Annotated in this window: 9 protein-coding genes; 1 reads left to right on the forward strand and 8 read right to left on the reverse strand. The window is 56.3% G+C overall.

The window, feature by feature from the left end:
- The first annotated feature begins 80 nt into the window (after nt 1-80).
- On the forward strand, nt 81-596 hold the full coding sequence (locus NZD89_RS26790; RefSeq protein WP_268005679.1) for a hypothetical protein: 516 nt from the start codon (nt 81-83) through the stop codon (nt 594-596).
- A 311-nt stretch (nt 597-907) separates the two neighbouring features.
- On the opposite strand, the gene NZD89_RS26795 is transcribed toward NZD89_RS26790, so the two are convergent.
- The 8 genes from NZD89_RS26795 to NZD89_RS26830 form a co-directional block, all read right to left on the reverse strand.
- On the reverse strand, nt 908-2,128 hold the full coding sequence (locus NZD89_RS26795) for an ABC transporter permease (RefSeq protein WP_268008631.1): 1,221 nt from the start codon (nt 2,126-2,128) through the stop codon (nt 908-910).
- The gene (locus tag NZD89_RS26800; protein WP_268005680.1) at nt 2,115-2,831 is read right to left on the reverse strand and encodes an ABC transporter ATP-binding protein; all 717 of its coding nucleotides are present in this window, start codon (nt 2,829-2,831) and stop codon (nt 2,115-2,117) included. The genes NZD89_RS26795 and NZD89_RS26800 overlap by 14 nt, the downstream gene beginning before the upstream one ends.
- Complete coding sequence (locus tag NZD89_RS26805) at nt 2,831-5,092, reverse strand: biotin/lipoyl-binding protein (RefSeq protein WP_268005681.1); 2,262 nt, start codon at nt 5,090-5,092, stop codon at nt 2,831-2,833. The genes NZD89_RS26800 and NZD89_RS26805 overlap by 1 nt, the downstream gene beginning before the upstream one ends.
- Before the next feature lie 446 nt (nt 5,093-5,538).
- Entirely contained in the window at nt 5,539-6,162 is a 624-nt protein-coding gene (locus NZD89_RS26810; RefSeq protein WP_268005682.1) for a tetratricopeptide repeat protein, read from the reverse strand.
- A gap of 339 nt (nt 6,163-6,501) precedes the next feature.
- Entirely contained in the window at nt 6,502-6,915 is a 414-nt protein-coding gene (locus tag NZD89_RS26815) for a GtrA family protein (RefSeq protein ID WP_268005683.1), read from the reverse strand.
- A complete protein-coding gene (locus NZD89_RS26820) occupies nt 6,908-7,936 on the reverse strand; it encodes a glycosyltransferase family 2 protein (RefSeq protein ID WP_268005684.1) in 1,029 nt (342 codons plus the stop codon). Before NZD89_RS26820 ends, NZD89_RS26815 begins: the two co-directional genes overlap by 8 nt.
- A gap of 15 nt (nt 7,937-7,951) precedes the next feature.
- A complete protein-coding gene (locus NZD89_RS26825) occupies nt 7,952-10,237 on the reverse strand; it encodes an ArnT family glycosyltransferase (protein ID WP_268005685.1) in 2,286 nt (761 codons plus the stop codon).
- A 295-nt stretch (nt 10,238-10,532) separates the two neighbouring features.
- Nucleotides 10,533-13,682 carry an efflux RND transporter permease subunit gene (locus NZD89_RS26830; protein WP_268005686.1) on the reverse strand — a complete coding sequence of 1,050 codons (3,150 nt, stop codon included), beginning with the start codon at nt 13,680-13,682 and terminating at the stop codon, nt 10,533-10,535.
- Between the last annotated feature and the right edge of the window lie 44 nt (nt 13,683-13,726).

The raw sequence follows: 13,726 nt of genomic DNA on the forward strand, positions 1-13,726 counted from the left end.
CCTAATTTGTATCATTTTTCAATGCTCCACCAGTACAGTAGCGATCGCTAGAATAAGAATTCTATCAAGGGGAAGATCAGATGAGCGCACGTAAAGGAATTGTCGTTTGTGGCTTGACCATTGGGTTGCTCGCTCTCACTACCGCGTGTGGAACGCAATCCGCCGCTGGCGCGGCCAACTCCGCGGCGAGCAGCAATCAAACGGGCCAAGCATGGAGCACCAGTGGCCACGGGAACTTCAAAGGCGGATATGGCATGGGGATGGGGATGGCAGACAACGCGAACGTGGCCAAGATCCTAGGGATATCGACCACGACCCTGCAAAACGATTTGAAGGCGAATAAATCCATAGCTCAAATCGCCTCGAGCAAGGGGATCAGCGAGGCTACGTTAACCAAAGACCTCGAGGCAAGTTTCAAAAAACAGATGGATAGCCTCGTCAAGAGCGGCAAGATAAGCTCCAGCCAGGAACAACAGATGATCAGTCGCTACGACTCCACCATCAAAACCACGATTGAACGAAAAGGACTGCCACAGCGCCCCCCACACGCTGGGAACTGGGGCAATCGAACAGCGAACGGCTCTGCGACAAACTAGCCTCGATGCTTGGGCAACCCGTCAGGGTTGCCCTTTTTGTACGCATCTCGCGCACTCCCCACACGTGCAGACTTTTACGCCTCCCCATCTCGTTCTCGCGCTGCCGCGTCCTCAAACACGAAAGCGGGCGATTTCGTCGGATGCCTCAGACAGCCGACAAAATCGCCCTGTGCAACAAATACAACACGAACCTCTGTGGTAAACCAACCAGATTAGAGGTGAGTTGAGATTGATCTTAAACCAATATGCTTGAAAAAAGATTGAGAAAGGGACAAATCGTCACCGATTTGCCCCTTTGCAAAGAAGTCGTGTTACTCGAACCGCAACGCGTCAATCGGTTTGAGATTCGCCGCTTTGCGCGCCGGATACACGCCAAAGACAATGCCGATGGCGATGGAAAAAACCACGGCCAAGGCGATGGCGTCCACCGAGAGCAGGTTGCCCGTCTTCATCAGCCTCGCGACGACTTCGGCACCCGTGCCCGCCACGAGTAGCCCGATGATCGCCCCCGCCAAGCTCAACGTCAAGGACTCCAAGAGGAACTGCGTCGAAATACTGCTCTTGCGAGCACCAATCGCCTTGCGTATGCCGATTTCGCGCGTGCGCTCAGTAACGGACACCAGCATGATGTTCATGATGCCGATACCCCCGACCAACAGCGAGATGGCCGAGATGCCGTCGAGCAGCATCGTCAACACCTTGGTGACGCCACTGAGCGTACTCAAGATGGTGGCCTGGTTCTGAATCGTAAAGTCGTCGGCGGTGCTTGCCGAAAGCTGGTGCTGCACGCGCAACGTGGACTCAATCTCGAGCTGTGCCTGATCCATCACCTGCGCCGAACTGGCAGAAGCGAGAATTTGGTTCACGCTGTCCGATCCGGTCAGGAGGTTCACAGCCGTCGTGATTGGGATGGCAATCGCGTCGTCCTGGTTGGTGAATCCACTCGTGCCTTGACTCGCCGCCACGCCAATCACGGTAAACGGTATCCCCTGAATTTCAATCGTCTGCCCAATCGGGTTGGTGCCTGTACCCGAGAACAGCGTCTGTTCGACTTGGCTGCCTAACACCGCCACGTTTGCCGCAGAGTTCACTTCCTCCTGCAGGAAAAAGCGGCCTTCTGCCATCGTCAGGTTTTTAATCTGAGGGTACTGCTCGTTGGTCCCCTCGATGGCGGTATTCGTGTTGTTCGCGCCGTACACCACCTGTGCCGTGTGCGAAACGAGCGGTGCCACGTACTCGACGTCAGGGTCCTGCTGTTGAATCGCCGTGGCGTCGGTTGTGGTCAGGGTCGAGGCGCTGCCAAATCCCTGACTGACCCCACCCGAACTCGTCGAACCCGGCATAATCGTGAGCACGTTCGACCCGAGGCCCTCGACCTGCTTCGTGATATTATCCTTTGCGCCCATGCCAATGGCCGAACTTAAGACGACGGCCATGACGCCGATAATAATGCCGAGCATGGTGAGGAAGGAGCGCATCTTATTGGAACGAATGCTCCGCCAAGACACACGCAGGATTTCAATCCACATGATGCGACACCGCCTCTTTGCGCTCGTTTTGCGTATCGGATTCGACCCGTCCATCGCGGAATCGAACAATCCGCTTCGCCCGGCGCCCCACTTCATCCTCGTGCGTCACGATGACGATGGTATTGCCCTGGGCATGAAGCTCCTCGAACAACGTCAAAATTTCCTCTGTCGTGTGACTGTCCAACGCACCGGTGGGTTCGTCCGCCAGGAGAAGAACAGGGTTGTTCACGAGTGCTCGCGCGATGGACACGCGCTGTTGCTGGCCGCCCGAGAGCTCATTCGGTCGATTGTGCATGCGGTCGGCAAGGCCGACCCTCGCGAGCGCCTCCATCGCCCGTTGCCGTCGTGCACGCGCAGGAACCCCCGCATACATCATCGGCAGCTCCACGTTCTCGAGCGCAGTGGTCTTCGGCAGCAGGTTAAAACTCTGAAAGACAAATCCGATTTTTCGATTGCGCAAGTCCGCAAGTTGGTCTTCAGAGAGAGAGGAAACGCTAAATCCGTCGATCACGTACTGTCCAGACGTGGGCAGATCTAGGCAGCCAATCATGTTCATCGCCGTCGATTTGCCGGAACCGGACGGGCCCATAATGGCCACGAATTCCCCCTGCTCGACCGTGAGGTCCACGCCGTCCAAAGCGCGGATGATCTGACCGCCAATGACGTACTCGCGAACCAAATCGCGAATTTCAATCAGGGCGCCCATCACCCGCGCCCTCCGCCTGCGGCACCGCCGCTTCGAACAGCCCCGCCGGCAAAGGTACCGCCGCCATAGCCGCCTCCACCGTAGCCGCCGCCGCCAAATCCGCGGCCCGAAAAGCCACTGCTGCTGCTGCTCGCCGCAACCGTAGCGGATGCCGTCTCGCTAGGCAGTTCGAGGAGGATTTTTTGACCGGCTTTCAGTCCACTCGTGATCTCGACGGAACTGCTTCCCATCAGGCCGACCCCAACAGGTTGGAAGTAGAATCCGGCCGGGATCAAAGAATTGCCTTTCGCTTTCGATGCACTGGAGGATGTCCGGGAAGACGCGCCGGCGTACCCACTTCCATTCGTCGAACCGCCTGCCCAATTTCCGTGCGTTCCCGTGCTGCCTGCACCGGACTGCCCAGTGGAATTCGCAGTCTGGCCTCCGGCCCAGTTGCCGCTCGCCGTAGAATTTCCGCTCGTCCCTGTGCTCCAACCACCTTTGAAGGCCGAGTTCGCAGAGGCGCTAGTGGATTTCGTCCCCTGGACGTAGACGCCCTCGATAGAACCCAGCTGGTGCAACGCGATGGCCGGCACCGTCAACACGTGGGTGTCCTCTGCCGTCTGAATCGTCGCACTCACACTCATACCAGGCTTCAGTTTCCCGGTTGAGTTGTCGATGGTAGCCATGACGGTATATTCCGTCACGTTGGAAACGACCTGCGGCGTCGGGTACACCTGAGTGATGGTCCCCGTGAAGCTGTCGCTCGGGTATGCCGTCGCCGTGAAGGTCACGGACTGCCCTGCCTTGATGGAGCCGATCTGCGATTCGCTCACTTGTAAATTGACCTGCAGATCCTTCGCATTCAAGTCTTCCATCTCGATAAACCCACTCGATCCCGACGATGACCCGGAGCTACTCGAACTACTGCTGCTTCCCTGGCCCGGGGTCTCCCCCACCTGCCCGTTGACGGCTGTAATGACCCCGCTAATCGGCGCTTTCAGAACGGTTTCACTGTCCGCCAGCTGCGCGGATTGCAGGGATGCCTCGGCGTTCGCGACGGAAGCCTGGGCACTGGCGACACTGGACTCGTCCGATGTGATGGTCGCCGCAGTGACCGGCTGCTCGTCATTCGTCAACTGCAGTTGCGCAGCCTGCAGGTTTTGTTGCGCCGTGGTAATCGCGTTCTTCGCACTCTGAAGAGAGGCCTCTGCGCTCGTCCGATCGTTGTATTCGGCTTCTGCGGTCTTCAAATTCTGTTGCGCCTCAGTGACCGCCTCTTGATTCTTCTGCTCTGTCGACGACTCGTTCGCCTGGTCATTTGCCAACTTCGTCTGATCTGACTGAACTGCCTGCTGATCTTTGGTCACTTGGCTTTGTGCGCTCTGAATGGCGTTATAGGCCGTTTCCAAGTCGCTATATTCGCTTTGTGCGGTACTCACCTGTGTGCTGTACGGATTTGTCCCAGTGTAGCCGCCGTTCGCCCACCCGTTCTCCCTGTCTTCCGCCGTTTGGAGCGTCTGATAGGCGGCCTGCACCTGCGCCTCTGTGACATTGCCGTATTGCGACTCTACCGACTGCAGCGTCTGTTGGTCTTGCTGCAGTGTGGCTTGATCATTGGCGAGCGTCTGTTGATCGACCGTAACCGTGTCGCTTGGGGTGTTCAGGGCTTCCTGCGCCTGCGTTAAGGCGTTTTGTGCAGACTGTACCTGTGCTTCTTCGCTCGTGCGGTCGTTATATTCCTGTAACTGAACCTGATAGGCAGCCTGCGCCTGGCTCACCGCAGTCTGCGCCTTTTGGATGTTCAGTTTGTCAGTTGAAATCTCGGCCGGTGTGCTCGTCCCCTGTTCATCCTGCGCAAGTTTTGCCTCGGCGGAACTGAGACCTGCATTTGCCTGTTTGACGCCAGACTCCGCTTGCGTGATCTGAATTTTCTGAGTGGCGTCGTCAATTGTCGCAAGAACCTGCCCCGCCTTAACCTGTTGACCGACCTTCACGTTCAGTGAGGTCACAGGGGAGCTGGAGGATGTAAAGTCTAGTTCTAGCGTACTAGGCGCTTGTATCGTCCCAGATGTGCTGACGGACTGGCTCACCGAGCCGTATCCCACCGTGTATAATTGCGTCGCGGACACGGACGAGCCGCTATGTAACTTTGCCATGGTGAGCGGAATCCCTGCACCAAGCACAATGACGACGGCAGCCCCGGTATAAATCCATTTGCGCCGTGATTTCCGAAAAAAAGGCTGGACTAATTCTGACTTCCCCTGCGAGCTCACACCCATGATTCATAGCACTCCCCATGTTTAAAAATTCCTGTGCTTTGTGCCGTCCACTTCGCTTGCAAAGCTACGTCTACAAGCTTGTACAACAGGTAAATTCCACACTCGTATCCAACTCTCTGCTCATACGAGAGTGAACATATCTAAGATACCTTGAATTTGGATTGAAAAAGCAGGTTTTATCATGGGTTTTTTCTACCACAGGGGGTCGCAATTCATCGGGAGGTGTTTGCCGTGGTGGAGAGAATGAGTTGTGAGCCGACACGCAGGGATAGACACTAGTCGAATGCGCAAAATCAGACGCTATCTCGCGTCACCCGCACCCGCCGAGGACTGGATTCGCGCATGGGTTAAAACATTCCAGAAACCAGTTCCCGTCCGGGGAACGGTAGCTGTCGAGCAGACGTTCGACAGCTACACGAGTCGGGGACGATGTCGCATACGCGAGTTTACTTGCTCGACTTGAGTTCCTTCTGCATGGCTTGCAGGCTCTTATACACTGGGTCAGACGTCTTGACGGATTTGAGTCCGCTCGTCACCGCTTGTTGTGCAGCCTGATTATTGCCCGCCTGCGACTCGGCAATCGCCAGGTTCCACCAGCCGTATCCGTACGTCGGATCAGCCTTTGTCGCCTGCTGATAATAACCGATGGCCGTCTTCACGTCCTTCTTGTCGCGCAGATAGATGTTTCCGATATTGTTGTAGGCAATGGCCGACTTCGGATCTAGGGCAATAGCCTTCTTGTAGTAGGCGATAGCGGCAGCATCATCGCCGTTGACGTGGCTGGCCACACCTGCGTTCAATTGAGCCTGCGCACTGTTTGGCTTCGACTTGGCCGCAGCCTGGTATTTCTTCAGGTTCGCCGATCCTTGGTACTGCTGTCCGCCAACAATCACGGTCTTACCGCCGCCGGACGTATTCTTGGTCGTCGTGGTACTTGCCGCCCCACTTGCATTCGCCGTGTTTGAGGTGCCCGCCGTATTGCTGGTATTGTTCGTGCCTGCTCCACAGCCAGTCAGCACCAATAACGCTAAAGCTGATACTCCGATGGTCGACATCATAGACTTACGCATATATACACGCTCCTTTTGGGATGAACGATTCTCCAATCCGGTCGCTACCACGGTACGACGACAAGACAATTTTATCCATGAATAATGTGGCAACGACTGCACCAAATATTCATGGACACGGTAACTACCTCAACTACTCTATCAAAAACAACCACATCTTCAAAGGTTTCGTGCCCTATGCAAGGACTCTACAGGCCACACAAAATTAGGTAACGCGGCCGATGCTTGGGGATTCAACAAGGTTATACCACGCATCTTTCGTAATCGACTGGTACATTGCGAATTCATTTCCAGTCGCGGTCTGGACGGACCTCATTGACACCGTTTCGCGGGCTCCCATCACTTCTCCACAAAGCACCAGTACTTGCTGCCGACGTAGTTTACCACCACCGTGAGGACGATAGAGGTTAATTTGCTAATGATGACTGGTAGTTTGAGGAAATGATTGAAACCGTAAATAAAGGCCAGCGATAAGAGAAAGGAACATACATTCAACAAAATAAATCTGTAGAGCTCCCGTCCCTGAAACGTACTTCTGCGCTCGAACGTGAAATATTTGTTCCAGATAAAGCTGTTGATCGTTCCGCAGCTGTACGAGATCACGTGCGCCCAAATGTAGTTGAAGTGCAGCCCATTGTAAAACAGGATGAACAGGAGCAGATCGACGAGCGTATTCGACGCGCCGACAGCTCCGAATTTTACCAACTGAACGGTGGAAAACGGCGCGCGTGTCCCGTGCGGCCGGTCAGTCACAATTGGCCCCCCTCTTCATAAAGCCCTCGCGACTGTCGATCAAATAGAGTGGCCTATCCATCACTTCATCATAAATGCGCCCGATATACTCTCCTAGTACCCCCATGCAGATGAGGATCACCCCGCCTAAGACAAGCGCTACAAACGTCAGGATATCCACACTCGAGGCCGCGTGCTGGACAATCAATACGGCTAACAAATACACCATCCCGGCCAGAAAGCTCACCAGCCCTAAATAACCCGCCAGCTTCATCGGCACGTGTGAAAATGATGTAATGCCATCCAGCGACAATCTGAGCATCTTTTTCATCGAGTATTTGGTCTTGCCGGCCTGGCGGCTGTCGCGGGAATACTCCACCGCTATCTGCCGAAACCCAGACCAACTGACCATCCCGCGGATAAAGCGGTGCTGCTCCTTCATCGACGACAGTACGTCGCAAACTTTCCGATCGATGAGCCGGAAGTCGCCAGTGTCCACCGGAATCTCCACGTCGGTGAGGCGGTGTAACACGCGATAAAAAATCGACGCACTCCACTTCTTAAATCGCGTTTCGCCCTTTCGCTCCATGCGCTTGGCGTACACGACCTGGTACCCTTGTTGCCACTTCTCGACCATCACTGGAATCAACTCGGGTGGATCTTGCAAATCTCCGTCGATGACCACCACGGCATCGCCGGCGGCGTGATCCATCCCGGCGGTAATCGCCAGTTGGTGCCCAAAATTGCGCGAGAAATTGATGAGTTTGACCCGGTCATCTGCGCGGCAGATGCCGCGCAGGATGGTGGCCGTTTGATCCCGGCTGCCGTCGTTCACGAACAGCAGCTCATACGTGTCACCCAACGTCTCCATCACATCTTTGAGTCGCGAGTACGTCTGCACAATCACTTCTTCTTCGTTGTAGACCGGGACGACGACCGAAATGCGCACGTGCTCGTCGACAAGAGGACGTTGCGACTCGCTGTGTTTTCCCTGTGTCATTGTCAGATCACTCACCTCGTAGGAAACAATCCTCCTAGCCACCGTTCATCCTCCTGTCTATTTCGTCGCCGTCTTGCCAACGTACTCGTACAACTGCGTACCCCCGCCGAAACCGCCAAATCCTCCGAAGCCACCGAGGCTGTCTCCACTCGTTTTGGCCGTTGTGGAATCCTCCCACTCAGATGTCGGCACGAGTTTGCAATTTTTCTCGATCCAGCTGAGATTCTGCGACTGTGTACTCGAAGCGCCAAATCCTCCGAAGCCGCCCATGGCCGCATAGCCACCAGCTGCATTGCCGCCTCGGAAACCACTGAAGTCAGCATCCGCCCAATCTGCAAAGTTCCCAAAGCCTGCCCCGTTTCCGCTGCCGCCGAATGCAGATGAATATTTGTCAGACGCCGCTCGATTCGCCCCAGACGCCGAAGTCCTTCCGCCAGAGACGAGAAAATATTTGACCTTGCCTGCTTCTGCGAGCGATTGTAGTTTTGACGCGGTGATGGCCGGATCGGTGCCCCGGAATCCGCCCATCGCCATGACCGGAAGTCCTGTCGCTAAAATGTAGGGCGCCGCGGTCGTGGCATTTTGTGTCACGAGCAAGTAGCCGCCTTGATAATGACTCTTCAGGAGGCTCAACAACTTCTCATTCACATTCGCGCCCGTCTGCCCGAACCCCGCAAAGTTTCCGGGGAAATTATGACTGCCCGCGCTGCGCGACACGTTGGGCCCAGCGGTCGGATCCGATCCGTTCCCCGCATAGGTCAACGTGCTGTATGACCAATAAGCAGGGATGACGGCGACACTAAACAGAGATGCACCGACCATCACCCTGTTGAATAGTCGCTTGCGATTCGTGACAAACGTCAGCATCAGCGCAACCAAGGCAAGGACCGCGCCGATTCCAACCCATAACGCGAGCGTCCCGCGCAACGTGGAGTACGACCATACCAGGTGCAATTGATACGCGGCCATGCCTAGTACCACAACGACGACGCCGAGTGCCACCCGCCACTTGTGATGCAGGTAGTGGCGCACTTCGCCAAAACCGATGCCGATCATCGCCGCGATGGCAGGCGCCATCGTCACCATGTAATACGTGTGCAGTGCGGCGACGAAGGTGAAATAGAGGACCGTGGTCGCAAACCACACGCTCCACATCGCCACGGACGGCCAATCCTTCGCCTCATCCGCCTTGCGGCGAAGATACGTGAACAGCACGAGGAAAAAGCCAGCGATGCCAAGCGGCAACCACCAACCGATCTGATCAGCCACACTGCCAGTAAAGAGTCGAAGCAATCCGTCATTGCCACCGCCGGTCCACGACCCGCGACTCATGTTCGCAAAGGATTGCGACTGCCCTTGCTGATACCCTTTCCCTTGGCCCTGCCCAAAACCGCCTTGACCGGCCGGGCGATTGGTTTGACCGTGGTATTGGAAGCCATTCTGAGAAGACCCGGAATTGTTCCCCAAGTAGGCGCGTTGACCCTTCGCGGAGTCAGTCTGTGTTGCATGTCCCGCAGTTCGCGCCCCGCTGCCACCGTGCGCCCCCATCAAGTTTCCTGTGACTCGCTCGATACCATCGTAGCCAAAGGCGAGATTGACTTCGCTGTTCGTCTGGGTGCTGCCGACCCACGGTCTGTCCTGAGCCGGCACCGCATCGACGATGACCGACCACGAGAACGACACGACCGTAAGGACGCAGGCAGCCAAGAACAGATGAACGATTTTGGTCCGAACCCGGATGCCCTTGACGAATACGTAGCCAGCAATCAACGCGGGTAGGACCAAAAACGCTTCGGCGAACTTGATGTTAAACCCGATGCCGAGCACTCCGGCGGCCGTGAGCAGCCAGGCCAGCCTGTGTCTGCCTTCGGCGGCTTTCAACAGTGCAAAAGCGGCGACCAGACACGCCGTCGTGAGAATGCTGTCGATGGTGTTGTTGCGGTTGGTCGCCACAGACAGCGGCGTAATGGCCAACAGAAACGCCGAGATGAGCCCCGGAATGTACCCGTGCCGCTTCGCGACGAGGTGGTAAATCAAGAGGACGGAGATCACGCCAGACAGCGCTTCTGGCGCTAGAATACTCCAGCCGTGGAAGCCAAAGATCCACGCGCTAAGCGTCTGTATCCAAAAGCCGACGGGAGGTTTGTCGATGGTGATAAAGCCACCTGGATCGAACGAAAGAAAGAAGAAGTTGTGGAAGCTCTGCAACATGCTCTTTACGGCTGCCGCGTAATACGTGTTGCCATATCCATCTTTCGACAAGTTCCAGAAGTCGAGGAAGATAGACACAAGCCCGATGAGAACCAACCAAACATGCCTGCGTCGAAATTGAATCTTATTCACTGACGTCACTCCAGAATCCATTCTATGTGGTACCTCGCTGGCGCATTGCGATGCCTCCATGACGGAAGGTCCGTTGCTTCGGAAGAGTTATCAGAAAATACCTTGTGACAAACCCATCTCGCCTTTCACGTGCTATAGCCTACCGTCTGATTATTGATTTATCGTTGAATCCCCGCCTCCACGCACCCACAAAATTAGGGGCTGTCCCCAAAAGTCTCAACGATGACGACCTTTAGGACAGCCCCTTGTCGATTGCCTATACAGGATGGTTAAAGCTCAATTTAAACCATTCCGCTTACACCCCAAGTCCCGTACCTGTGGTTGGAATGGACGGACCGCGCTTTTTGCCCCTGCGGTGCTTGAACCGCGAAATCCAATTGTCCAGCATGACGTAGACCACGGGTACGAGGACGAGTGTGACCAAAGTCGAGAACGCGAGCCCAAACGCGATGACCGTCGCCATCGACGCCAACGTCTCTGCACCCTTCCCGTAACCGATGACGAGCGGCATCATGGCGAGAATGGTGGTCAACGTGGACATGACAATCGGGCGCAGGCGGATCGGCCCTGCCTCGAGCAGCGCCTCGCGCAAAGGCCTGCCCTGTTTGCGCAAGTGGTTCGTGTAGTCAATTAAGACAATCGCGTTGTTCGCAATCAGCCCCATCACCATGATGACGCCAATCGCCGAGTCGATGTTCAAAGACCTATGGGTCAGGAACAAGCCGAGCGCCGCACCGATAAACGTCGGCGGCAGACAGAACATGATGACGAGCGGCGTCAGGAGCGCCTCAAACAAACTGGCCATCAGCATGTACAAAAGCAGGATAGAGAACCCAAACGCCGCGGCCAAGCCAACGAACGCGCTCGTCATGAAGGCGCCATTTTGACCGAACCCGACGTAGTAGCCTTGCGGGACGTGAAGGCTCTTCAGCTCTTTGCCAAGCGTCGCCTGGACGCGTCCCGACGTGGCGCCATACGGCGTGGCGCTGACCGTGACCGAACGCACGCCGTTCACGTGCGAAATCTGCGGCGGCTCCTGCGAAGTCGTCAGGCTCCCCAGTTGTGTGACCGGAACGAACTGACCACTGTTATTTTCAACTTGAACCTGCGACAAGTTGTTCAGGTTTTGCGAGAAGGACGACGGCAGTTGAACGACGATGTCATACTGCTGACTCCCCTGGAAGAACGTCGACGCTTTGGTCCCTTGGAACGCCGTCTGCAACGTCGATTCCACCTGCTGCGCACTCAACCCGAATTGCGCGAGTGCCGCCTGGTTGATGTTCAACTGGTAGTCAGGCGTGCCCGACGCCGTCTGGTTGTCGACGTACTCGAGGCCTGGCGTCGCCTTCATGATCTTCTCCACTTGATCACTTAAAATCTGCAACGTCTGGTTGTCTGGTCCTTGGATTTGAACGGTAATGCTGTTCGATCCCGGCCCGCTCCCGTTCGCAGACCCCGGCGTCACCAAGATCTGCGCACCTGGAATGTCGCTCACGACGCCGCCAAAGTCGTGCGCCATCTGGTTGACAGAATTCGAAGACACGCTGTTCGCAAACGTCAGATTGACGGTCGCCTGATTCGTCGACGAGGTCGCACCATAGGACGCGCCGCCGATTTCGGCGTTGACCTGGACAATGCCCTTCATATCCTGTTTTGCGAGCTTCTCAACCTGTTGCACCACCTGATTCGTCGACTGCAAGTCGGTTCCATCGGCCGTCTGAATGGAGATGGAGATCTGGTTGTCCCCGACGTTGGGCACCAGCTCAAATCCAATCGACGGCACGAGCGCAAAGCTGAGCACGAGCATCGCGGTCGCGCCAAAGATGATGCTTTTGCGGTGGTTCAAGCTCCACTGAAGGACCCGCCGGTACGCGCGGGTCAAGTCGTACATGCCACGACCCATCCAGTCAAACGGGGCCCAGGCGCGAAATGGCGCGGTCTTCCCTGGAATGGTTTCTTCCCCCTCAAACCGGCGGCCGCGCAACAGCCGCGACGCGAGCATCGGCGTAAACGTCAATGCCACAAACAAGGCGGCGATGTGCGAGAAACTGACCGTCAAGGACAGCGGGCGGAAAAACTGCCCAGCGATACCTGGCACGAAGATGGAGGGCGCAAACACGCAAATCTGCGCGAGTGCGGCGACGACCACGGCCAGACCGACTTCCTTTGTCCCCTGCCTCGCGGCCTCAACCGGACCAATCCCCGTCTGTCTGGCTCGAAAAATACTCTCCAACACGACGATGGAGAAGTCGACCAAGGACCCGAGGCCCACGGCCAAGCTCCCGAGCGTGATGGAGTTGATGGACAAGTTGCTAAAGTACATCAGAGCGAACGTCGCCAGTGTGGCGATCGGGATCGCCACGGCGACGACGACCGTCGTCCGGATACTGCGAAGGATCAGCAGAATGACGAGAATACCGAACACAAACCCGAGGATGGTGTGGTTGACCACCGTGTTGATGGTATCCCGAATCGACTGCGCACTGTCTGATAAGACACTGAGATGCACGCCTTGCGGCAACTGCGATTGCAGCTGTTTGACCTCGGATTGCACCTCATTGGAGACGGTCACCGTATTCGCGTCGCTCGCCTGCGAGATATCGAGCGTCACGGCCGGTTGACCGTTCACCGTCGAGATCATCGTCACCGTTTTATCTCCATCGTCGACGTCTGCCACGTCTTTTAGGCTGATGGTGCCGCCACCAGCCAACGAAATCGGCACGTCATTCAGCTCGTCCACCGAGGAAAACTGCCCATTGACGCGCAGCGGGATGAGCAGAGAGCCCTTTTGTACCTGTCCCGCATCCGCAGACAGGTTGCTGCCCTGTAGCGCTTGGACGACTTGCTCGATGGACAGATGGTAGAGCTGCAGCTTGTCCGGCTGCACGTTCACCGTGATTTGACGCGTCAAGTTCCCCGATGGCGTCACGCCGGCCACACCATTGAGATGCTGCAGCGCGGGTTGGACGATATTCGTCGCTACGTCGCTGATGGCCTGCTGCGACTGATTGCCATAGAGGGACAAGGTCATGATGGGGAGACTATTCGGATCGAACTGTTCGACGCCAGGCGTCCCCGCATTGCTCGGCAACTGTCCCTGCGTCCTGGAGACGATGCTACGCATCTCGTTGAGCGCCTCGTCGATGTCCGTTCCGTAGTTGAACTCGACGATGACCAGGCTGCTCCCCTGTGTCGAGGTGGATTGAATCTGCGAGACGCCTGACAGCCCCTGAAGCCCCTGCTCAATGGGGTCGGTCACCTGCTGCTCGACCGCCTCCGGCGACGCGCCAGTCCAGGACGTGGCCACCGCAGCCACAGGTAGATTCAATTTTGGATACAACTCTTCAGGCAACTGGAACACCGAGAAGATGCCGACAATCACCACGGCAATCATGATCATCGTGATGGTTACTGGGCGGCGAATTGAGAGATTAGCTATTTTCACCCATCTATCTCCTATCTATTTACATACAGAAGAACCGTTCCACG

Origin of the sequence: Alicyclobacillus fastidiosus, assembly GCF_026651875.1 — a bacterium.
Classification (GTDB): domain Bacteria; phylum Bacillota; class Bacilli; order Alicyclobacillales; family Alicyclobacillaceae; genus Alicyclobacillus; species Alicyclobacillus fastidiosus.